16 protein-coding genes are annotated in these 22,038 nt (G+C 73.8%); 9 read left to right on the plus strand and 7 right to left on the minus strand.

The genetic code is table 11. The annotated features are described in order from the left end of the window. Positions 1 to 350 precede the first annotated feature (350 nt). On the plus strand, positions 351 to 1,637 hold the full coding sequence (mycP, locus tag AB0B76_RS31045) for a type VII secretion-associated serine protease mycosin (RefSeq protein WP_360382104.1): 1,287 nt from the start codon (positions 351 to 353) through the stop codon (positions 1,635 to 1,637). Positions 1,638 to 1,641: 4 nt separating this feature from the next. Here the strand turns inward: mycP and AB0B76_RS31050 are convergent, their stop codons facing one another. The 5 genes from AB0B76_RS31050 to AB0B76_RS31070 all read right to left on the minus strand — a co-directional run bounded on the left by AB0B76_RS31050 (position 1,642) and on the right by AB0B76_RS31070 (position 6,516). Then, on the minus strand, positions 1,642 to 2,835 hold the full coding sequence (locus AB0B76_RS31050) for a MarP family serine protease (RefSeq protein ID WP_360382106.1): 1,194 nt from the start codon (positions 2,833 to 2,835) through the stop codon (positions 1,642 to 1,644). 4 nt (positions 2,836 to 2,839) lie between these two features. Continuing rightward, on the minus strand, positions 2,840 to 3,499 hold the full coding sequence (locus tag AB0B76_RS31055) for a CoA pyrophosphatase (RefSeq protein WP_360382108.1): 660 nt from the start codon (positions 3,497 to 3,499) through the stop codon (positions 2,840 to 2,842). Beyond that, positions 3,496 to 4,092: a TlpA disulfide reductase family protein gene (locus tag AB0B76_RS31060; RefSeq protein WP_360382110.1), complete on the minus strand. Its 597-nt coding sequence runs from the start codon at positions 4,090 to 4,092 to the stop codon at positions 3,496 to 3,498. The genes AB0B76_RS31055 and AB0B76_RS31060 overlap by 4 nt, the downstream gene beginning before the upstream one ends. Then, entirely contained in the window at positions 4,089 to 4,766 is a 678-nt protein-coding gene (gene nth / locus AB0B76_RS31065; RefSeq protein WP_360382222.1) for an endonuclease III, read from the minus strand. Before nth ends, AB0B76_RS31060 begins: the two co-directional genes overlap by 4 nt. A 184-nt stretch (positions 4,767 to 4,950) precedes the next feature. Beyond that, positions 4,951 to 6,516 (minus strand): CapA family protein, encoded by a 1,566-nt coding sequence (locus tag AB0B76_RS31070; RefSeq protein WP_360382112.1) that lies wholly within the window; start codon positions 6,514 to 6,516, stop codon positions 4,951 to 4,953. A 244-nt stretch (positions 6,517 to 6,760) separates the two neighbouring features. On the opposite strand from AB0B76_RS31070, the gene AB0B76_RS31075 reads away from it, so the two are divergent. The 8 genes from AB0B76_RS31075 (at position 6,761) to AB0B76_RS31110 (ending at position 16,527) form a co-directional block, all read left to right on the plus strand. Then, positions 6,761 to 7,438: a Crp/Fnr family transcriptional regulator gene (locus AB0B76_RS31075; RefSeq protein ID WP_360382114.1), complete on the plus strand. Its 678-nt coding sequence runs from the start codon at positions 6,761 to 6,763 to the stop codon at positions 7,436 to 7,438. 99 nt (positions 7,439 to 7,537) lie between these two features. Next, complete coding sequence (locus AB0B76_RS31080; protein WP_360382116.1) at positions 7,538 to 8,113, plus strand: TetR/AcrR family transcriptional regulator; 576 nt, start codon at positions 7,538 to 7,540, stop codon at positions 8,111 to 8,113. Between the two features lie 10 nt (positions 8,114 to 8,123). Next, a complete protein-coding gene (locus AB0B76_RS31085) occupies positions 8,124 to 8,924 on the plus strand; it encodes a TIGR03084 family metal-binding protein (RefSeq protein WP_360382118.1) in 801 nt (266 codons plus the stop codon). Continuing rightward, positions 8,921 to 10,597: an acyclic terpene utilization AtuA family protein gene (locus AB0B76_RS31090; protein WP_360382120.1), complete on the plus strand. Its 1,677-nt coding sequence runs from the start codon at positions 8,921 to 8,923 to the stop codon at positions 10,595 to 10,597. The genes AB0B76_RS31085 and AB0B76_RS31090 overlap by 4 nt, the downstream gene beginning before the upstream one ends. Then, on the plus strand, positions 10,594 to 11,703 hold the full coding sequence (locus tag AB0B76_RS31095) for an acyl-CoA dehydrogenase family protein (RefSeq protein ID WP_360382122.1): 1,110 nt from the start codon (positions 10,594 to 10,596) through the stop codon (positions 11,701 to 11,703). Before AB0B76_RS31090 ends, AB0B76_RS31095 begins: the two co-directional genes overlap by 4 nt. Positions 11,704 to 11,707: 4 nt before the next feature. Continuing rightward, the gene (locus tag AB0B76_RS31100) at positions 11,708 to 13,315 is read left to right on the plus strand and encodes a carboxyl transferase domain-containing protein (protein ID WP_360382124.1); all 1,608 of its coding nucleotides are present in this window, start codon (positions 11,708 to 11,710) and stop codon (positions 13,313 to 13,315) included. A 12-nt stretch (positions 13,316 to 13,327) separates the two neighbouring features. Continuing rightward, positions 13,328 to 15,349: a biotin carboxylase N-terminal domain-containing protein gene (locus tag AB0B76_RS31105; protein WP_360382126.1), complete on the plus strand. Its 2,022-nt coding sequence runs from the start codon at positions 13,328 to 13,330 to the stop codon at positions 15,347 to 15,349. 17 nt (positions 15,350 to 15,366) lie between these two features. Then, on the plus strand, positions 15,367 to 16,527 hold the full coding sequence (locus AB0B76_RS31110; protein ID WP_360382128.1) for an acyl-CoA dehydrogenase family protein: 1,161 nt from the start codon (positions 15,367 to 15,369) through the stop codon (positions 16,525 to 16,527). 221 nt (positions 16,528 to 16,748) lie between these two features. Here the strand turns inward: AB0B76_RS31110 and AB0B76_RS31115 are convergent, their stop codons facing one another. Beyond that, a complete protein-coding gene (locus tag AB0B76_RS31115) occupies positions 16,749 to 18,410 on the minus strand; it encodes a serine/threonine-protein kinase (RefSeq protein ID WP_360382130.1) in 1,662 nt (553 codons plus the stop codon). A gap of 36 nt (positions 18,411 to 18,446) precedes the next feature. Beyond that, complete coding sequence (locus AB0B76_RS31120) at positions 18,447 to 22,007, minus strand: adenylate/guanylate cyclase domain-containing protein (RefSeq protein WP_360382132.1); 3,561 nt, start codon at positions 22,005 to 22,007, stop codon at positions 18,447 to 18,449. Positions 22,008 to 22,038 lie beyond the last annotated feature (31 nt).

The raw sequence follows: 22,038 nt of genomic DNA on the forward strand, positions 1-22,038 counted from the left end.
TAAGACCCGGCCGGAGCCCGCCAGCACCTCAACCCAACCGAGACCCGGCCGGAGCCCGCCAGCACCTCAACCCAACCGAGACCCGGCCGGAGCCCGCCAGCACCTCAACCCAACCGAGACCCGGCCGGAGCCCGCCGCCCGCCGTGGTCTCCGTCGAACCGGAACTCGGAGTGTGTGGCGCGATTCGAAGCGCTTCGGCGGTCGAGGTCAGAGGCGGTTGGGCGAATGGTCGCAAAGGTCGGAAGGGGCCGCCGTTCGGTGTGCGGCGTCGTTGGTGGGCGACGCGGGCGGGAACACCTTTCGGCTAGGTGGGGCGAGAGTCCTGACAGACCGGGGCGACACAGTCCAGAATGGGCTCCATCGCGCACACCTCCATCGCCCGCGCCGCCGGCCGTGTCCTCGCTCTGGGGCTGTCGGCGGCGCTCGCCTGTGCGGTGGGGGTCGGGGTTGCGGTCGCGCCGGGGGCGGCGGCCTGGGCGGACGAGGCTCGCAGCGAGCAGTGGCAGCTCAGCGCGCTCGACGCTCGCGACGCCTGGAAGGTGTCCACCGGCAAGGGCGTGATCGTCGCGGTCATCGACAGTGGGGTGGACGCGTCGCATCCTGACCTCGTGGGGCAGGTGCTGCCCGGCATCGATCTCGTCGACCGGGCGGCCGGGGACGAGGGGAAGGTCGATCCGGTCGGGCACGGTACGACCGTGGCGGCGCTGATCGCGGGCAGTAGCAAGGACAGTTCGGGGGCCGAAGGGATCGCGCCCGGGGCCAAGATCCTGCCGATCCGGGTGCTGGACAAGGCCAACAAGTACGACGATCCGAGCGTCGTGGCGCAGGCGGTGCGGTGGGCGGTGGACCACCGGGCGACGGTGATCAACCTGTCGCTGGGCGGGGCGTTGCGCAGCGAGGCGATCGCGGACGCGCTGCGGTACGCGGCCGCGCACGATGTCGTGGTCGTCGCCTGTACCGGCAACATTGCTACCGACCGGTCGATCCATCAAGTCTGGTACCCGGCCCGGGAGCCCGGGGTCATCGCGGTGGCCGGGCTCGGGGCCAAGGCGCCGACGTCGAAGGCGGAGGCGCTCTGGTCCGGGTCGCTCACCGGGCCCGAGACGGTGCTCACCGCGCCCGCGGTAGGGCTCACCGGGGCGAGGCCCGGCGGCGGGTACTGGCAGGTGCAGGGCACCAGCTTCGCCGCTCCGCTGGTTGCGGGGGCGGCCTCGCTCGTGCGGGCCAAGTTCCCGAAGATGAGCGCGGCGAACGTCATCAACCGGCTGATCGGCACGGCCAAGGACCTCGGGGCGAAGGGGCGCGACGACCAGTTCGGCTACGGCGAGGTCGATCCGGTCGCGGCGCTGCGGTCCAGCGTCGGCGAGGTGGCGACCAACCCGCTCGCGGACGGCGCGACGGAGCCCGGGCCGGTCGGGGACGCCGAGGCCGACCAGAGCGAGCCGCTGCGGCCGGGCGGGGCGGCGCCGATGCCGGGTACGTCCGAGGAGCCGGAGCTGCGGCAGATGGCTGGCGACGCGCGTACCGAGATCAGCACGGTCGCCGGGCTCACGGCGATGCTGCTGATCCTCGTCGTCGGCGCGTCAGGGGTCCTGCTCCATCACCGTCGGCGAGCAAGACACTCCACGCGGCTATAGCGAGCTAGGCGCACTTGCCCGTCTGAGTCGGGTCCGTGTGCTGCCGCCCCGCCTCGGCCACCGACGACGCCTCGTCCGCCGTCACCGCGAAGCCCGTCTGCGGATCGTCGGCCGCCGCGGCGAAGATGATGCCGAGCACCTCGCCGTTCGCGGAGAGCAGCGGCCCACCCGAGTTGCCGGAGCGGACCAGCGCGCGAATCGTGTAGATCTCGCGCGAGACCTTGCCGTCCTCGTAGATGTTCGGGCCGGTGATGTTGCGGTGGTCGCGGATGCGGGCGGACTGCGCGTCGTACGGCCCGTCCAGGGGGTACCCGAGCACGATCGCGTCGTCGTTCGAGTCGGCCTTCTTCGCGGCGAAGGGCATGACCGGGGCGTTGAGGTTCTTGACGTACAGGACGGCGATGTCGCGGTCCGGGTCGTAGGCGACCACGGTCGCCGGCAGCGGTCGCGAGGAGCCGTCGACGAGCACGCTCACGGTCTTGGTGCCAGCAACTACGTGGGCGTTGGTCATGACGCGGTTCTGCGAGTACACGAAGCCGGAGCCCTCGATGCGCCGGGAGCAGGAGGGCGCCTGGCCGAGCACCTTGACCACGGACTTCTTGGAGTTCTTGACCAGCTCCGAGCCGGCGAGCTTCGGGTCCGGCGGGGAGACCTCCTTGACGCGGGTCGGCGAGAGCCCGTCGAACACGTCCGGGAAGCCGCGGGTGTCCACGGTTTCACGCAGCGCCTCGGAGAGCGCGTCGGCCTGGGCCGGCATCGCCTTGTCGACCACGTTCAGGATTATCGAGTTGCTGACCGCGCGGGCGAGCCACGGCAGCGACGACGCGCTCAGCGGCGCGGCGACGAGCCAGACCACGAGCAGCACGGCGACGACCGAGACCACGGCGCCGCCCGCGTTGTCGACGGCCTGCGCGTTGCGGCTGACGATCGCGTTGCGTAGCCGGTTGCCCACGAAGCTCGCGAGGGCCTGGCCGGCGACCGCGAGGCCGAAGACCGCCGAGAGCGACATGACCACGCGGGCCTGGTCGGAGGTGAAGAAGTGCTCGGCGAGCAGCGGGCCGAGCTGCAGACCGAGCAGCGCGCCGCCGAAGAAGCCGACGAATGACAGCAGACCAACAAGGAACCCCTGGCGATATCCGTTGATTGCGAACATCACCATGAGGAGCAGAAGGACGATATCGATCACGCTGCCAGACACGCATTCAACGTACAGGTGCGGCACCAGGTGTCGGCAGTTCCTCAACCCGGCCAATTGGCCAATCGACCGCCCATCCGCCGAGTTCCAGCAGCGTAGACAGCACGCCGGCGGTGAAGCCCCAGACCAACATGTCGTGTATCCGAAACGCCGGGCCGATCCACCCGCTCGGGTGCCGCAGCCGCAGCCGGTGCGCGGGATCGACCAGTTCACGAATGGGCAGGCGCTCGACGCGGGCCACCTCGCGCGGATCGGCCGGGCCGACCGGGTGCGGCGAACGCCACCAGGCGACGACCGGCGTGACGAGGAAGTTGCTCACCGGGATCCACAGCGTCGGCAGGGTCGCGACGACCTCGACCGTGCTCGGGTCCAGGCCGACCTCCTCCTCGGCCTCGCGCAGCGCGCACGCGACCGTGTCGGCGTCGCCCGGGTCGACCGCGCCGCCGGGGAACGCGGGCTGCCCGGCGTGGTTGCGCATGGTCGCGGCGCGCTGGAGCACCAGGATGTCGGGCCCGGTGACCGGGTCCTCGCCGAAGAGCACGAGCACCGCGCTCTGCCGCTGTCCCTCCCCGTCGGGCGTGGGCAGCCGCGTGAAGTCGGACGCGCCGGCCGAGCGGATGTTGCTCAGCAGCGGCTCGAACCAGGCCGGTAGCTCGTGCGTGGTCACGCCGCCACCCCCAGGTACCGAAGGCTCAGCTCCTGCACTTTCGCCTCGGTCAGTGCCGGCCCCTGGTAGGCGTAGGCGATGCGGCCACCCGGCGTGACGAACAGCGTCGCGGGCAGCGTGGAGGCCAGCGACCGGTTCACGAGCGGGCTCGCCGCGAGCGCGAACTGCTGCTGCGGGTCCTCCAGCATCGGGAACGTCAGCTTCAGCTCGTCGATCACGGACCCGGCCTGGTCGTGGCGGTCCTTGGTGACGATGCCGACCACGCGCACCTTGCCGGCCGCAGCGACCTTCTCGAGCGCCGGCAGTTCCTCCCGGCACGGCCCGCACCACGAGGCCCACAGGTTCACAATCGTCGGCGCGCCGCCGAGGTCGGCCACGTCGATGAACCGCCCGCCCGCGAAGCAGGGCAGCGCCATGGCCGGAAGAGCAGGGCCGGATTCGGTACCCCCTGAGCCCGACGCCCCCGCCCGCTCGATGCAGCGCGGGCCACTGGTCGCGGCCGCGGGCTCGGCCGGCGGCCGGACGTCGGCGGTGCAGGCCGCGAGCGCCGCGAGCACGGAGAACAGCGCGGCGAGGCCGAGGAGACGCCTCACAGGACCAGCTCCGCGAGCTCGGCGGCGCGCGGCCCCTTGAGCAGCTTGACGGCCACCTCGACCTCGGTCGGCCCCAGGCCGTACGACGGGCAGTCCCGCCGCAGCGTGCACGCCCCGCAGGCCGGCTTGCGCGCGTGGCAGACGCGGCGGCCGTGGAAGATCACGCGGTGCGAGAGCATCGTCCAGTCCCGCGGCGCGAACAGCACCGCGATGGCGTACTCGATCTTCACCGGGTCGGTCTCGTCGGTCCACTGCCAGCGGTGGACCAGGCGCTGGAAGTGGGTGTCGACCGTGATGCCGGGCACGTCGAAGGCGTTGCCGAGGACGACGTTGGCGGTCTTGCGCCCGATCCCGGGCAGCGCGACGAGCTCGTTCAGCGTCCCCGGTACCTCACCGTCGTGCCGCTCCACCAGCGCCCGCCCGAGCCCGATCAGCGAGTCGGTCTTGTTGCGGAAGAAGCCGGTCGGCTTGATGAGCTCCTGCATCTCGATCGGGTCGGCCCCGGCGTACGCGGCGGCGTCCGGATACCGCGCGAACAGCTTCGGCGTCACCTGGTTGACCCGCTCGTCCGTGCACTGCGCGGACAGGATCGTGGCGACGGCGAGCTCGAGCGGGCTGGTGAAGTCGAGCTCGCAGTGCGCGTCGGGGTGGATCGTCGCCAGGGCGCGCCCCATCCGCCGCGCCCGCCGCTTCAACGCCAACGCGGTCTCGGTCACGCAACGACAATACGTCGCCCGCCGGACGGCACCGATCGAGCGACCCCGCCGCCGGCCAAGTGGCGGAACCGAGAAACCGGCATATACGAAATATCCGATAAGTCGCGGCGCGGAGCGCCCGACTTATCGGATCCCGGCAGCGCTACGCCGCGGGCTGCGTGATCGCGCCGTCCTGGCCGATCACCGCGCCCGTCTTGGGGAAGTCCTGCTTGCTCAGGTTCGACACGAACGGGATGGCCTGCTTCTTCGGGTCCGGCTTGGGCAGGCCCGGCGCGACCATGTACGTAGCGGTAAGCGATCCGCCCTTCCACGTACCGTCGCCGAGCAGCGTCACCTTGAGCACGCCGCCGATGCCGACCGTCCCGTTGTAAGACAGCGCCTTGTAGCCCGCGAAGTTGCCGAGGCTGTACGCGATCAACCGCCCCTTGTAGAACTCCATCGCGCGCATGACGTGCGGCCCGTGCCCCACCACCAGGTCGGCCCCGGCGTCGATGACGCGGTGGGTGAACGCGACCGGGTTGCAGCGGTTCTCGCCCAGGAACATCTCGGTCTCGTTCTTCGCGTGCGTCTTGTCGGACCCCTCGGCCCCCATGTGCACCTGCACGACCACGAGGTCGGCCTTGGTCGCGGCCTCCTTGACGATCTTCTCCGCCGCGTCGAGGTCGGAGCAGAGGTTCGACCAGGTGTAGGAGGCGAACCCGATCACCGCGATCTTCACGCCCTTGGCCTCGCCGATGGAGATGTCGCCCGGCCAGCCGGTGTACTTGATGCCCGCCCCGTCCAGCGTCTTCTGCGAGTTCTTGTAGCCGACCGGGCCGAAGTCGTAGGCGTGGTTGTTGGCCATGTTCATCATCTTGAAGCCGGCGTCGGTGAGGTTCTGCACGTACGCCGGCGGGGTGCGGAACGCGAAGCATGTCTTGCCGGCGTTGTCGGCCGAGCACTTGCCCACGCCGGTGTCGTCGGTCAGCACCTGCTCGAGGTTGCCCATCTGGAAGTCGGCGGCGAGGTACTGCTTCACCGGGTCGAAGAAGCCCTTGCCGTTGTTCGGCGGCAGCCCGCCCGGGGCCATGCCCATGACGATGTCGCCGGTCGCGCTGAGCGTGATGCCCTCGGCCGGGCCCGGGACCGCGCCGGCGGGCGCGGAGGAACCGCCGCCGCCCGCGTCGGAGGCGCCGCCGGCCTGGGGCTGCTGCCGGGTCGGACCCTGGGTCGCGGCGGGCTTGTCGTCGCCGCCGCCGAGGAAGGTGGCCGCGCCCGCGGTGCCGGCGCCGATGACCACGGCGGCCACGGCGCCCAGGATGATCGCGGTGCGCCGGCGGCCACCGCCGGTCCCGCGCACGGGCGGGGGCTCGCCGGGCAGCGGGAGCTTGCGCCGGCCGGCGCGCTCCTCGGGCTCGTAGGCCTTGGCGGCGTACAGCTCCTCGGGGCGCCGCTGCGGTCCGGGGGCCGGCACGTGCAGCGGCGCGACCGGCGGGGAGCCGTAGACCTGACCGGTGCGGTCGCCGCCCCAGAAGCTGCCGGAGCCGGGCTCCGGCGCGGGGTCGGAATCCGGACGCGGGTTGCGGCCCGCCGCAAAACCGTCGAAACGACCCGTCCCCGGGGCGTAACCTCCGGCCTGGCCGGTCGGTTGCTCAGGTTGAGGGGACGCAGGCCCACCCCGCTCCGGCTGCTCATCCGGCCAGCGGGACGGTCCGCCGTACAGCGTCATGCGATCCACTCCACCACTCGGCGACGCCCGTGCTCAGGGTGAGCACGAGCGGTCGTGTCCGACGCGAAGATATCGCACCCCCGCGAACCGCGGGCCGCCCTTGTGGATGACCGCCCCGCCGCAGGTCGCGCGGTACCATCTCGACCTGCCCACCGTCGTTGAAGACGACGCCGTATGCATAAACTGGCGTTCGCGCGATCGCTTCGCAGCGGAGAGGACGCGCCGACGGATAGAGGTGGACGCGATGGACGAGGTACTGGCGCGTAGCGGGATCTTCCAGGGAGTCGAGGCCGACGCCGCGGACTCGCTCGCCAAGGAGATGGAGACGATCGACGTCCGCAAGGGCGAGGTCGTGTTCAGCGAGGGCGAGCCCGGCGACAGTCTCTACATCGTGCTGTCCGGCAAGATCAAGGTCGGGCGGCGCGCGGCCGACGGCCGGCAGAACCTCATCGCCGTCATGGGCCCCAGCGACATGGTCGGCGAGCTGTCCCTCTTCGACCCCGGCCCGCGCACCGCGACCGCGACCGCCGTGCTCGACACGCGGCTCGCCCGGCTGCGCAAGCAGGCCCTGCGCCCGTGGCTGACCAACCGGCCGGAGATCGCCGAGCAGCTGCTGCGCGTGCTGGCCCGCCGCCTGCGCCGCACCAACGACTCGCTGGCCGACCTCATCTTCACCGATGTGCCCGGCCGCGTGGCCAAGACGCTGCTGCAGATGGCCGGCCGCTTCGGCACCCGCGACGGCGGCGTGCTGCGGGTCAACCACGACCTCACGCAGGAGGAGATGGCCCAGCTCGTCGGCGCCTCGCGCGAGACGGTGAACAAGGCCCTGGCCGACTTCGCGTCCCGCGGCTGGCTGCGCCTCGACGGCAAGAGCGTGATCATCATGGACCCGGAGCGCCTCGCCCGCCGCGCGCGCGTCTGAAACGAAGACACCCCAAAAGGCCGCCCACGAGGCGGCTTTTTGCGATCCACAAAACAATCAGTCTTGACTGTTTGTTTCCGGAGCGGCACGCTGGCGGTCATGCAGGAGCGCAGCCGGGTCACCCAGCGACGCCTGCTCGAGGCGACCGTCGAGTGCCTCTACGAGCACGGCTGGTCCGGCGCCACCACCACGGTCATCGCGGAGCGCGCCGGCGTCTCCCGCGGCGCCCAGCTGCACCACTACCCCACCCGCGCGGCCCTGGTGCTCGCCGCCGTCCAGCACCTGGCCGAGCGGCGCGCCGAGGAGATCCGCAACGAGGCCGCGGCCCTCACCGGCGACCGCGAGGAGCGCCTGGACCGGGTGGTCGAGCTGCTCGCGGCGGCCTTCACCGGCCCGCTGTTCGTCGCCGCCCTCGAGGTCTGGGTCGCCGCGCGCACCGACGCCGAGCTGCGCGACGCGCTCGTACCGCTGGAGGCGCGGGTCGGCCGCGAGATGCACCGGCTCACCGTCGACGTGCTCGGCGCGGACGAGACGCGCCCGGGCGTGCGCGAGGCCGTCCAGGTGACGCTCGACCTGCTGCGCGGGCTTGGCGTGGCCAACCTGCTCACCGACGACACCGCCCGCCGCACCCAGCTCCTCGCGGCCTGGAAACTTCAGCTGGCCCAGCTGATCTGAAGGAGGCGCGATGCAGCTCGACGAGGTGCTGCCGGACCTGGCCGCGGAGTCGGAGGCGCTCGACCGGCTCGTCGCCGGCCTGGACGCGCAGCAGTGGAGCACGCCGACCCCCGCGCCCGGCTGGACCGTGGCGCACCAGATCGCGCACCTGGTCTGGACCGACGAGGCGGCCACGCTGGCCAACGCCGACCCGGCCGCCTTCTTCGCGCGGCTGTCGGCCGTGGACGATCCGCTGACCTTCGTGGATCGGGCCGCGGCCGCGGGCGTTGCGCCGCCGGACGAGCTGCTGGCGCGCTGGCGCGCCGGGCGGGCGGCGCTGGCGACGGCGCTGCGGGCGGTACCCCCGGGAGAAAAACGGCCCTGGTTCGGCCCTCCGATGTCGCCCGTCTCGTGCGCCACGGCCCGGCTCATGGAGACCTGGGCGCACGGCCGAGACATCGCCGAGACGTTCCCGGACGACGAGCGGGCCCGGCGGCATCTCCGCCCGACCGACCGTTTGCGACATGTCGCTTTTATTGGCTACAGAACGATAAGTCACGGATTCGAGAGCCACGGTCAGGCCGGCCCGACGACTCCCTTCCGCGTGGAGCTGAGCCTGCCGGACGGGGGCGAGATGACCTTCGGGCCGGAGGCGTCCCCGGAGCGCGTGACCGGCCCGATCCTGGACTTCTGCCTGCTGGTCACCCAGCGCCGGCACCCGGCCGACCTCGCGCTGCAGGCGTCCGGGGACGACGCGGCGGAGTGGATGACGAAGGCCCAGGCGTTCGCGGGGCCGCCCGGAACGAAGCGCGAGCCGAGGGCCGGACGATGACGGCCCCGATCAGGATCGGCAACGCGTCCGGGTTCTACGGCGACCGGGCCACGGCCTGGCGGGAGATGCTCGACGGCGGCGAGCTCGACGTGCTCACCGGCGACTACCTGGCCGAGCTCACCATGCTCATCCTGGGCCGGGACCGGCTGAAGGACCCGGCGACCGGTTACGCCAAGACGTTCCTGCGGCAGCTGGAATCCGTCCTCGGCGGCGCGAAGCAGCGCGGCGTACGCCTGGTGACAAACGCCGGCGGGCTCAACCCGGCCGGGCTCGCCGACGCCGTGCGGGCCCTGGCCGCGCGGCTCGGCCTGGACGTGGCCGTCGCGCATGTGGAGGGCGACGACGTCACGGCGCAGGTCCCCGGTCTCACGGCGAACGCGTACCTGGGCGCCTTCGGCATCGCCGAGTGCCTGACCGCGGGCGCGGACGTGGTCGTCACCGGCCGGGTCACCGACGCGTCCCTGGTCGTCGGCCCCGGCATCGCTCGCTTCGGCTGGACCCGCGCCGACCTCGACGCGCTCGCGGGCGCCACGGTCGCCGGGCACGTGCTGGAGTGCGGCGCCCAGGCGACCGGCGGCAACTACGCGTTCTTCACCGAGCTGCCCGACCGGGCCCGCCGCCCCGGCTTCCCGCTCGCCGAGCTGCACGCCGACGGCTCCGCGGTGATCACCAAGCACCCGGGCACCGGCGGGGCCGTGACGGTCGAGACGGTGACCGCGCAGCTGCTCTACGAGATCGGCGCGCCCGCCTACCCCGGCCCCGACGTGGTCGCCGACTTCGGCACGATCGGCCTGGCCGCCGACGGCGCGGACCGGGTGCGGATCTCGGGCGTGCGCGGCGCCCCGCCCCCGCCGGAGCTCAAGGTCGGCGTCAACACCCTGGGCGGCTTCCGCAACGCGATGACGTTCGTCCTGTGCGGCCTGGAAATTCCCGCGAAAGCGGATCTGGTACGTACACAGCTCACCGACGCCCTGGGCCCCGACGGCCTCGAGTTCACCCTGGCCCGCACCGACCGGCCCGACGCGGACTCGGAAGCCGCGGCGAGCGCCCTGCTGGCGGTGTCGATCAAGGACTCCGACCCGAAGCGGGCCGGCCGCACCTTCTCCCAGGCCGCCGTGGAGCTGGCGCTCGCCTCCTACCCGGGGCTGGCGCTGACCGCCCCGCCCGGCGACGCCACCCCGTTCGGCGTCTTCACCGGCCACTCGATTTCGCAGGCCGCGGTCGAGCACGTCGCCGTCCGCCCCGACGGCACGCGGATCAAGATCGAGCCGCCCGAGATCACACAATCCCTCGATAACATGAAAAGTCCGGAATGTCCGGAGGCGGCGGCGGTCGGACATTTCGTCCGAGCGCCCCTCGGCACGCTGTTCGGCGCCCGGTCCGGCGACAAGGGCGGCGACGCCAACATCGGGGTCTGGGCCCGGGATGAGCCCGCCTACGCGTGGCTGCGGGACCGGCTCACCGCCGAGCGGCTCCGGGCGCTGCTGCCCGAGGCGCGGGAGCTCGACGTCGAGCGGTACGAGCTGCCCAACCTGCTCGCGGTGAACTTCGTCGTGCGCGGGATCCTGGGCGCGGGGGTCGCGGCCAGCACCCGCTTCGACCCGCAGGGCAAGGCGCTCGGCGAGTGGCTGCGCTCCCGGGTCGTGGAGCTTCCCGCGGAGCTCGTCCCGTGACCGGCGACCCGTTCGAGACCGAGGAGCGGCGGCGGCTGCGGGAGCTGACCCGGCGATTCGTCGAGCGCGAGGTGCGCCCGCACCTGGACGAGTGGGAGCGCGCCGGTGAGGTACCCCGAGCGCTGCACCGCCGGGCCGCCGAGATCGGGCTGCTCGGCATCGGCTTCGCCGAGGAGGTCGGCGGCTCCGGCGGCGACCTCGTCGACAGCGTGGTGGTCACCGAGGAGCTGATCCGGGCCGGCGGGTCGTCGGGGCTCGTGGCCGCGCTGTTCACACACGGCATCGCGCTGCCGCACATCGTCGCGACCGGGCGGGCCGACCTGGTCGAGCGGTTCGTGCGCCCGACGCTCGCCGGGGAGCGGATCGGCTGCCTGGCCGTCACCGAGCCCGACGGCGGCTCCGACGTGGCCGGCATCCGCACGAAGGCGGCCGAGGACGGCGACGACTACATCGTCAACGGCACGAAGACGTTCATCACCAGCGGAGCGCGGGCCGACTTCGCGACCGCGGCCGTCCAGACCGCCGACGGCCTGCGGCTCCTCGTGGTCGAGGGCTTCCGCGTCACCCGGCGGCTGGACAAGATGGGCTGGCACTGCTCGGACACCGCGGAGCTGGCCTTCGTCGGCCTGCGGGTGCCCCGCAGCCGGGTGGTGGGCGGGTTCGCCGAGCTCATGACCCACTTCGCGGCCGAGCGGATCTCGCTGGCGGTGCAGGCGTACGCCACCGCCGAGCGCTGCCTCGACCTGACGCTGGCCTGGGTGCGCGACCGGCACACGTTCGGCCGCCCGCTGGCGAGCCGGCAACTCGTCCGGCACCGGCTCGCCGAGATGGCGCGCCAGGTGGAGGTGGCCCGGACCTACGTCCGCCACGTGGCCGTCCGTGTCGCAAGCGGCGAGCGGCTCGTTACGGAGGTGGCGATGGCGAAGAACACCGCGGTCGCGTCGTGCGACCACGTCGTCGACCAGGCCGTGCAGCTGCACGGCGGCCTGGGGTACATCCGGGACGCCGAGGTCGAGCGCCACTACCGCGACGCCCGGATCATGGGCATCGGCGGCGGGACCACGGAGATCATGAACGAGATCATCGCGAAGCAGTTGGGGGTCTGAGGCCATGCCGGTACTGACGAGCAACCTCGACCCGCGCGGGTCAGGTCACCCGGGCGATGCGCGCGCCAGCGCGTACCAGGAAAACAGGGCGGCCATGCTCGAGCGGCTGACCGAGCTGGAGTCGGCGCTGCGCCAGGCGCGCGGGGGTGGGGGCGACAAGTACGTCACCCGCCACCACGCCCGGGGCAAGCTGCTGCCGCGCGAGCGCATCGAGCTGCTGGTGGACCGCGACTCGCCGTTCCTGGAGATCTGCCCGGTCGCGGCCTGGGGCACCGACTACCCGGTCGGCGCCAGCGTGGTCGCCGGCATCGGCATCGTCGAGGGCGTGCCCTGCGTGATCGTGGCGAACGACCCGACGGTGCGCGGCGGCGCGGTGAACCCGTTCTCGCTGAAGAAGACCCAGCGGGCCGGACAGATCGCGCGCGAGAACCGCCTGCCGCTGGTCAACCTGGTCGAGTCGGGCGGGGCCGACCTGCCGCAGCAGGCCGAGATCTTCATCCCGGGCGGCGCGGCGTTCCGCGACCTGACCCGGCTCTCGGCGGCGGCGATCCCGACGGTCGCGGTGGTCTTCGGCAACGCGACGGCCGGCGGCGCGTACATCCCCGGCATGTCCGACTACACGATCTTCGTGCGCGACCGGGCCAAGGTGTTCCTGGCCGGGCCGCCGCTGGTGAAGATGGCCACCGGCGAGACGGTCGACGACGAGACGCTGGGCGGCGCGATGATGCACGGCGTGCGCTCGGGCCTGGCCGACTTCGTCGCCGAGGACGAGCGCGACGCGCTGCGCCTGGCCCGCTCGTGCGTCCGGAACTTCGACAACACCGCGAAGACCCGCATGTTCGGGGTCGAGCCCAAGTACGACGCCGACGACCTGCTCGGCATCCCGAGCGCCGACCTGCGCGTGCCGTTCGACCCGCGGGAGATCCTGGCCCGGGTGCTCGACGGCAGCGAGTTCGACGAGTTCAAGCCGGCCTACGGCCCGGCCCTGTGCACCGGGTGGGGCGCGATCCACGGCCACCGCGTCGGCGTGCTGGCCAACGTGCGCGGCGTGCTGTTCTCGGCCGAGGCGCAGAAGGCGGCCCAGTTCATCCAGCTGGCGAACGCGAGCGGCACCCCGCTGGTCTTCCTGCAGAACACCACCGGCTACATGGTCGGCAGTGAGTACGAGCAGGGCGGCATCATCAAGCACGGCGCGCTGATGATCAACGCGGTGGCCAACTCGCGGGTGCCCCACCTGACCGTCAACATCGGGGCCTCCTACGGCGCCGGCAACTACGGCATGTGCGGCCGCGCCTTCGAGCCGCGGTTCCTGTTCACCTGGCCCAACGCCAAGTCCGCGGTCATGGGCCCGCAGCAGCTGGCCGGCGTGCTGTCGATCGTGGCCCGCCAGGCGGCCGAGGCCAAGGGGCACGCCTACGACGAGGAGCAGGACCGCACCATGCGGTTCATGGTCGAGCACAAGGTCGAGCAGGAGTCGGCGGCGCTGTTCCTCTCCGGCCGCCTGTACGACGACGGCGTGATCGACCCACGCGACACCCGGACGGTGCTGGGCCTGTGCCTGGCGCTGGTCGGCACGGGCGACCGTGGGCAGTTCGGCGTATTCCGGCATTAGGGGAGCGAACAAGTGATCAGAAGGCTGCTGGTAGCCAACCGCGGCGAGATCGCCCGCCGGGTGTTCGCGACCGGCCGGGCCATGGGGCTCGAGACGGTCGCCGTCTACTCCGACGCGGACGCCGACTCGCCGCACGTGGCCGAGGCCGACTACGCGGTGCACCTGCCGGGCAGCTCGCCGGCCGCCACGTACCTGCGCGGGGATCTGCTCATCGCCGCGGCGCGCAAGTGCGGCGCGGACGCGGTACACCCGGGATATGGCTTCCTTTCGGAGAACGCCGAGTTCGCCCGCGCGGTGATCGACGCCGGCCTGACCTGGGTCGGCCCGTCGCCCAAGGCGATCGCGATGATGGGCTCGAAGCTGGAGGCGAAGGCGCTGCTGGCCGAGGCCGGGGTGCCGATGCTGCCCACCGCCGTCGAGCCCGAGGACGTCGACGCCTTCCCGGTGCTGGTCAAGGCGTCCGCGGGCGGCGGCGGGCGGGGCATGCGCATCGTGCGCGACCGCGAGTCGCTGGCCGAGGCCGTGGCCGCGGCCCGGCACGAGGCGGCCGCGGCGTTCGGCGACGGGACGGTGTTCTGCGAGCGGTACGTCGAGCGCGCCCGCCACGTCGAGGTCCAGATCATGGCCGACTCGCACGGCAACGTGGTCCCCCTCGGCGAGCGCGAGTGCTCGATCCAGCGGCGGCACCAGAAGATCGTCGAGGAGACCCCCTCGCCGGCCGTCGACCCGTCGCTGCGCGAGAAGCTCTGCCAGGCGGCGATCACGGCCGCCCGCGCCGTGTCCTACGTCGGCGCCGGCACGGTGGAGTTCCTGCTCGCGCCGAACGGCGAGTTCTTCTTCCTGGAGATGAACACGCGGCTGCAGGTCGAGCACCCGGTCACCGAGTGCGTGGGCGGGGTCGACCTGGTGCGGCTGCAGCTCGTCGTGGCCGAGGGCGGCCCGCTGCCCTTCAACGGCCCGCCGCCGCTGCGCGGGCACGCGATCGAGGTCCGGCTCTACGCCGAGGACCCCGCCTACGCCTGGATGCCCTCGACCGGCACGCTGCACCGCTTCGACGTGCCCGGGGTGACGCACTCGTTCGGCCCGCTGCCCGGCCCCGGCCTGCGGCTGGACTCCGGCGTCGTGGACGGCTCGGTCGTCGGCGTGCACTACGACCCGATGCTGGCCAAGCTCATCGCCTGGGCGCCGACCCGCGCCGAGGCGGCCCGGATGCTCGGCGGGGCCCTGGCCCGGGCGCGCATCCACGGCGTGACCACCAACCGCGACCTGCTCGTGCGGGTGCTGCGGCACTCGGCGTTCCTCTCCGGCGGTACCGACACCGGCTTTTTGGATCGTCACCCCGAGGTCTTCGCGCCCCTGCTGTCCTCGGTCGACGCGGTGCGCCTGTCCTGCCTGGCGGCCGCGCTCGCCGGCGCCGCGCGGCGGGCCAAGACCGCCCTCCTGCCGGGGCTGCCCTCGGGCTGGCGCAACGTGCCCAGCGCCCTGCAGACGGTGGTGTACGAGGGGCCGACCGGCACGATCGAGGTCGGTTACCGGCTCGACCGCGCCAACGACCTCGCGGCGTGGGCGGTGCGCCGCGTCGACCCCGAGGACATCGGCCTGCCCGGCGCCGCGCTCGACCCCGCGGGCGCGCCCGACCACCCGCCGGCGGCGATCCTCTCCGCCACCGGCGAGCGGGTCGTGCTCGACGTCGGCGGCGTGCGGCTGCAGTTCGCGGTGCACGAGGTCGACGGGGTGTCCTTCGTGGACAGTCCCGAGGGCTCGGTGACCCTGACCGAGTGGCCGCGGTACCCGCTGCCCGTGGCCGACCAGCCGGAGGGCTCGCTCGTCGCGCCGCTGCCGGGCGCGGTCGGCCGGGTGCTCGTGGTGCCCGGCCAGCGGGTCGCGGCGGGCGACCTGCTGCTGACGGTGGAGGCGATGAAGCTCGAGCACCCCGTGCACGCCCCCACCGACGGCGTCATCAGCGACCTGCGGGTCGCGGCCGGCTCGCAGGTCGAGTCCGGCGCACTGCTGGCGGTGCTCTCCCCCTCATAGTTCGTTTGGAGCCTTGCGTGGACTTCGACTACACCCCTCAACAGCAGGACCTGCGCGACGCGGTGGCCAAGCTCGGCAAGCGCTTCGGCCACGAGTACTTCGTGCGCAAGGCCAAGGCCGGCGAGCACTCCGACGAGCTTTGGCAGGAGGCGGCCAAGCTCGGCTACCTCGGCGTCAGCGTGCCCGAGCGCTACGACGGCGGGGGCGGCGGCATCACCGAGCTGGCGATCGTCTGCGAGGAGCTGGCCGCGGCCGGCGCGCCGCTGCTGCTGCTCGTCGTCTCCCCGGCCATCGCCGCGACAATCATCGCCAAGCACGGCACCGAGGCCCAGCGGCAGGACCTGCTGCCCGGCTTCGCCGCCGGCACGCTCAAGGTCTGCTTCGCCATCACCGAGCCCGACGCCGGCTCCAACTTCCACAAGCTGACCACCGTGGCCCGCCCGTTCGAGGGCGGCTACTCGCTGACCGGCCGCAAGGTGTACATCTCCGGCGTCGACGAGTCCGACAAGATCATGCTGGTGGCGCGCCTGGAGGACGAGCGCACCGGCAAGCTCAAGCCGGCGCTCTTCGTCGTGCCGGCCAACGCGCCCGGCCTGACCGCCACCAAGATCGACATGGAGATCGTCAGCCCGGAGAACCAGTTCCAGCTGTACCTCGACGACGTGCGCGTCCCCGCCGGGGCGCTCGTGGGCGAGGACCCCGAGGCGGGCCTCCCGGCGCTGTTCTCCGGCCTCAACCCCGAGCGCATCACGGTGGCCGCGATGGCGTGCGGCACCGCCCGCTACGCCCTCGAGCGCGCCTCCACCTACACGGCCACGCGCGCGGTGTGGGGCCGGCCGATCGGCAGCCACCAGGGCGTCGCGCACCCACTGGCCCACGCGCACATCCAGGTCGAGCTGGCCCGGCTCATGGTCGCCAAGGCCGCCACCCTGTACGACGCGGGCCGCGACCTGGAGGCGGGCGTCGCCGCGAACATGGCCAAGTACGCCGCCGCCGAGGCCGCCGCGCTCGCGGTCGACACGGCGATCCAGTCGCTGGGCGGCAACGGCATGACCACCGAGTACGGCGTCTCCACCCTGCTGGGCGCGGTCCGGGCGGGCCGGATCGCCCCCGTCTCGCGCGAGATGATCCTAAACTTCGTCTCGCAGCACCTGCTGGGCCAGGAGAAGTCGTACTGAACCTCTGGGCTCGCTGCGCTCGCGGTGGGGGAGCTCCGCTCCACCCACACCCCCTCAAGATCTACGCCTGCGCGCTCGGGTGACGACGGCGGCACGGGTCCCATCCCGGGGCCGGGTCGCATTGACGACAACACCGGGGAGTGCCGGAACCATTCGCGGCCGTCGCTCCCCGGTCCCCGGATGTGGCTCCTGACACGCTGGACGGTGGCCGGCCAGAACGCCTAACGGGACTTGTGCAGCTGCTCGCCGGTCAGGGCGTTGTCGCCACGGCCGGCCAGGCACCGGAACGTGGTCGGGCCCGCCTTCTGCTCGGCCGCGCTCGGCAGCAGCACCTGGATCTCCCAGTTGGCCGCGCCGATGTTGACCGACACCAGGGTGCCGATGCTGCACACCGCGGTCACCTCCGGGGCCTTGCGGCTCGTGACCTTGCTGCCGGCCGCGAGGTCGCCGTAGGCGAAGACCTCCCACGTGTGCACGCCGTCGCACGAGGCCGGGGCGAGCTTGACGTCGAAGCACTCCGGAGTGCTGGAGCAGTGGGCGCGGTCGGCGGCGACCGGGCCGCAGGTGGTGGTCGCCGGGGCGGCGAGCGCCGAGGACGACGGGGTCGGGCCGGGGTCGCCGTCGCCGAAGCCGTACGCGACGGCGACGCTCACCAGGGCCGCGACCACCACCAGGCCCGCGGCCAGGCCGATCCACAGTCCCCGCCGGCTCCCGGCCGTGGGCTTGACCGGCGCGACGAACGGGTCGGACGGGGGCGCCTCCGGCGAGTTCGCGGCCGCGGCGACACCAGCCAGACCGCCGGACGACGGGCCGCCGGACGCCCCGGCGGCGCCGGACGACGGGCCTCCCGACGACGGGGCGGCGGCCGCGGCGGGCTGGAGGGGGTCGGTCGGGGGCTCCTCGGGGCCGGCCTCGTGCGGGACGGTCTGCTCCGGGTCGCGCGGGATGCCACCCAGGAACGGGGAGTCGAGCAGGCGGTCCGCCGGCGGCGGGGGCGGCAGCGGCGGCGACGTGTACACGGGCTCGAGCGGCGGCGAGCCCAGCGGCGGCACGAGCACCGGCGGGGTCGGCCCGAACTGCAGGGCGATCAGGGCGTCGCGCAGCTGCAGGGCGGTCGGGCGCCGGGTGTCGTCGTTGGCCATGCCGGCGCGCAGGATCGCCATGAGCTCGGGCGGGCAGCCGGGCAGGTCGGGGATCTGGTCGTTGAACATGTCGACAAGCGAGAGCAGGCTCGGCATCTGGTCCTCGCGCCAGCGCGGCGGGCGGCCGCGCATCAGCGCGTAGAGAGTCGCGCAGAGCGCGTAGACGTCGGCCGCCGGGCCCGGCGCGGCGTGGCGGAACGTCTCCGGCGGCGCGTAGGCGGGCGTGAGCACGTCGAGGGTGATCGACACGTCGCGCCACTCGGCCAGGATGGCCAGGCCGAAGTCGGCCAGGGCGGGCTCGCCGAAGCGGCTGAAGAGGATGTTCGCGGGCTTGACGTCGCGGTGCAGCACGCCCAGCGAGTGCGCGTCGGCGAGCGCGTCGGCGATCTTGAAGCCGACCTCGCGGACCTCGGCCGGGGTCAGCGGGGCGGTGCGCATGCGCTCGGCGTAGGAGCCGTCGCAGAGCTCCATGATCAGGTAAGGATGCCCGTCGCCGGTGATGCCCGCGTCGAAGAGGTCGACGACGTGCGGGTGGCTGGACATGCGCCCGGCCGCGCGGGCCTCGCGCATGAAGCGGCGCCGGTCGCGCTCGGTCTCCAGAGTCCGGTTCTCGACCTTGACGGCGACGTCGCGCCCGACCGACTCCTGCTGGGCGCGGTAGACGGTGGCGTACCCGCCACGGGCCAGCACCGAGAACCCGGTCAGTCCGGGCACCGAGGGGAGCGGAGCCGATGCGGTCACGCTAAGACGGTACGGCAGGGGTGGGACAGTTCTCCGTCACGCATCGGCCACAGCGGGCCGCCCGGACTCGGCGACCGCCGCAACGGAGTCGTTCGCGTACGCTCGGTTGGCCTCGATCGCCTCCTGGAGTACCGCCGCCGCATAATCGCGACCGCGGACGTCCTCGCCGGGGGCGTTCTGGGCCTGCCTGGCCCAGTCCAGCGCCTCGGTGGTGCGCCCGGCCGCCAGCAGCGCGGCGGCGTAGGCGGCCACGGCCTGGCGGCGCGAGAAGATCACTGAGGGGCCGGGACTCTCGGCGGCGACGCAGCCCAGCGTCTCCAGGGCCGTGGGCAGGTCGCCCTGGGCCAGTCGGGCCAGGCCGAACAGCACCCGCGGGCCGACCTTGGCCGCCTCGAGCACATCGTGGGTCTCGACGACCTGGAGCACGGCCCGGGCGTCGGCCTCAGCGGCGACGGGGTCGCCCCGGTCGAGGCTCACGAAGCCGCGCATGGTGCGCGACATGCCCAGCAGCAGCGGGTGCCCGGTCTTCTCGCCCCACTCGGTGGCGTCGCTGAGCAGGTCGTACGCGTGGGCCGGGGCCGACAGCTCGCGCGCGACCACGCCCCGCACGACAAGCGCCAGGCCGCGGCCCCAGTCGTCGCCGGCCGCGGCGAACTCGCGGTAGGCCCGCCGCGCCTCCCGGTCGGCCTCGGCCAGGTCGCCGCTCTCGGCCGCGGCGAACGCCTCGACCGCGCGCAGCGTGCCGACCGCCCACGCGTCGCCGACCCGCTCGCCGAAGGGCAGGAACGCCTTGGCCAGCCGCCGTGCCTCGCCGAGCCGGCCGGCGAGCAGCCGCACGAACGCCGTGGTGCCCCGCAGCCAGGCCCGCCCGACCGGGTCGCCGAGCTCGGCGAAGCGGCGCGCGGCCCGCCCGAGCGCCGCGTCGGCGCCGGCGAAGTCGCCGCGCGTGGTGGTGACCCAGGCCAGGTGTTGCAGCGACCACGCCTGGGCGCGCCGGTCGCCGGCGGTGACCGCGATCTGGAACGACTCGGCGAAGCGGCCCCCGGCCTCGGCCAGGCGGCCCTCGAGGAAGTCGGCCATGCCGAGCCGGCGCATGGCGTCGCCGCGCTCGTACGTCAGGTGCGCCGCCGTCGCCGCGTCCAGCGCCTCGGAGAGCGTGGTGTAGCTACGCCGGTGATCGCCCATGGCCCGGTAGGCCCGCCCGGCCACGAGCAGCGCGCCCACCTGCACGGCCGCGTCGTCGCCGGCGTTCGCCGTGATCTTCTCGGCGAGCGCGAGCGCCTCGGCCGTGCGCCCGAGCTGCAGCAGCGCGCGGGCGTGCACGAGCCGGTCGGCCGCGGGCAGCACGCCGCCGCCGAGGACCGCGGCCCGGTCGGCGGCCTGCGCGGCCTGGGCCGGCTCGCCGGAGGCCAGCGCGGCCCGGGCGGCGCGGGCCAGGGCCTGCACGCCCAGCGGCGCGGCCGAGCGGGCCAGCGAGTCCGGCCGCAGCCCGACCACGTCGGCGAGCCGGCCGGCCCGCTCGGCGTGCTCGGCGATGAACGCGTCCGCCGAGCCCAGGGTCATGTTGAGCCCGGCCACGTTGCCGGTGCCGCCGGCCGCGAGGAAGGTCGTGACGGCCGCGGACGCCCACCGCGAGAGCGCGGCGTGCCGCTCGGCCAGGTCGGCCTTGCCGATGCCCGCGTACGCCGCCTCGCGCAGCAGCGGGGTGGCGAAGGCGAACCCGCCCCGCCCGCGGCGCAGCATGCGGCGCTGCAGCAGCTCCTCCACGGCCCGCTCCAGCTCGACCGCGGCCACGACCGCGGGCCGGGCCGGCTGGCCGGGCGGGTTGAAGCGCAGCGCCTCGAGCGCCCGGGCGGGCACGGTGTCGCCGATGACGGCGGCGTCGCGCAGCACGGCCCGGGTGTCGGTGGGCAGCGCGTCGATGCGGGCCGCGAGCACGGCGGCGAGGTCGCGGGAGAGCAGCCGGCCGCCGAGCGAGCCGGGCGCGAGCCGCCAGCCGGGCGGGTCGGTGCCGGCCACGGTGGTCAGCGCGCCCCGCTCCTGCAGCAGGGTCACGAGCTCGGCGAGGTAGAACGGGTTGCCCTGGGCGGTCGCGAGGAGCCGGTCCTCGTCGGCCGGGGCGACCCGTCCGCCGCCGAGGTAGGAGGTCAGCAGCCGGGCTGCGTCCGCGCCGCGCAGGGGCGGGATCGGTACGACCTCGGCATCGGCGATCCGGGTCAGCACGCCGGCCGAGCGCACCAGCTCGGGCCGGCCGAGCAGCACGATGAGCACCGGGCCCTCGAGCCGCTCGATGGTGGCGCCGAGCGCGTCGAGCGTATCGGCGGTGGCGTCGTGCAGGTCGTCGACGGTCACCACGAGCGGCGTCTCGGCGGCCAGCCCCGACAGCAGCTCGGCCACGGCGGCGGGCACGGCGTCGAGGTCCAGCTCGTCGGCCTTGCCGCCGGGCGCGACCCAGGCGGTGTCGGCGGCGGCGCCGCTGTACCCGATCAGGCTCAGCAGCAGGTCGCTGGCGAACCGCGGTGGCTCCGGGCGCCCCCGCGCGGCCCGGGCCAGGCGCTGGGCGAGCCGGCGCAGCCGCTCCTCGACCGCCTCGCGGGTCAGCACGGCGTCGGGGGGCAGGCCGATCGCGGCGCGCACGAGGTCGGCCAGCGGGGCGAGGCGCCGCCGCTCGCCGAACGCGGCGCAGTGCACGGACAGCACGCGGGCGCCGCCGCCCGGGGCGAAGCCGGCGCTCGGGGTGTACCCGGCGCCGCCCAGGTAGCCGGCCGCGAAGCGCTCGATCTCGCCGGCCAGCCGCGTCTTGCCCAGGCCCGCCTCGCCGGTGAAGACCAGCACGCGCGGCTCCTGCCGGTCGGCGATCTCGGCGAGCCGGCCCGACACCCGGCCGAGCTCCGGCTCGCGGCCCACGAACGGCGCCTCGTCGCCGAGGCCGGAGCGGGTGCCGGGCGCGTCGAGCAGGCCGAGCAGCTCGTAGGCGTCGACCGGCTCCCGCTTGCCCTTCAGCCGCAGCGGGCGCAGCGCCCGCCAGGAGGCCAGGCGGCGGGTGGACGACGACGTGCGGTCGCCCGCGTACACCGCGCCGATGGCGGCTGCGTCGGCGAGCCGGGCGGCGGTGTTGACGGTGTCGCCGATGACCGTGTACTCGATGCCGGCCTGCACGCCCGCCACGACCGGCCCGGTGTTGAGGCCGATGCGCAGGCCGAGCGGGGCGCCGCCGCCGCGCTCGTCGTCGAGCACCCGCCGCACCGCGCGCTGCATCGACAGCGCGGCGCGCACGGCCCGCTCGGCGTCGTCCTCGTGCGCGACCGGCGCGCCGAACACGGCCATGATCCCGTCGCCGGTGAGCTTGTCGACGTGCCCGCCGAAGGTCTTGACCGCGCCCGCGAGCGCGGCGAGCACCCGGTCGGTGACCGCGCCGACCCGCTCCGGGTCCAGGTCCTCCGACCAGGCGGTGAAGTCCGAGAGGTCACCGAAGAGGACGGTGACGATCCGCCGCTCGGCCGCCGGCAGGGTGGCGGCCGCGGGCAGCGCGGAACCACAGTGGTGGCAGAACCGCGCACCGGGAACGGCCACAGTCCCGCACACCGAACACGTCACGCCGTCACCTCCGCAAGCTCCGGCGCCGCCG

It is taken from the genome of Dactylosporangium sp. NPDC049140 (assembly GCF_040648435.1).

Bases quoted from the DNA above. Each gene is read 5' to 3' on its own strand.
- mycP (WP_360382104.1), top strand. From the start codon at position 351: ATGGGCTCCATCGCGCACACCTCCATCGCCCGCGCCGCCGGCCGTGTC.
- nth (WP_360382222.1), bottom strand. From the start codon at position 4,766: ATGGGGCGCGCCCTGGCGACGATCCACCCCGACGCGCACTGCGAGCTC.
- AB0B76_RS31070 (WP_360382112.1), bottom strand. From the start codon at position 6,516: ATGACGCTGTACGGCGGACCGTCCCGCTGGCCGGATGAGCAGCCGGAG.
- AB0B76_RS31075 (WP_360382114.1), top strand. From the start codon at position 6,761: ATGGACGAGGTACTGGCGCGTAGCGGGATCTTCCAGGGAGTCGAGGCC.
- AB0B76_RS31080 (WP_360382116.1), top strand. From the start codon at position 7,538: ATGCAGGAGCGCAGCCGGGTCACCCAGCGACGCCTGCTCGAGGCGACC.
- AB0B76_RS31085 (WP_360382118.1), top strand. From the start codon at position 8,124: ATGCAGCTCGACGAGGTGCTGCCGGACCTGGCCGCGGAGTCGGAGGCG.
- AB0B76_RS31090 (WP_360382120.1), top strand. From the start codon at position 8,921: ATGACGGCCCCGATCAGGATCGGCAACGCGTCCGGGTTCTACGGCGAC.
- AB0B76_RS31100 (WP_360382124.1), top strand. From the start codon at position 11,708: ATGCCGGTACTGACGAGCAACCTCGACCCGCGCGGGTCAGGTCACCCG.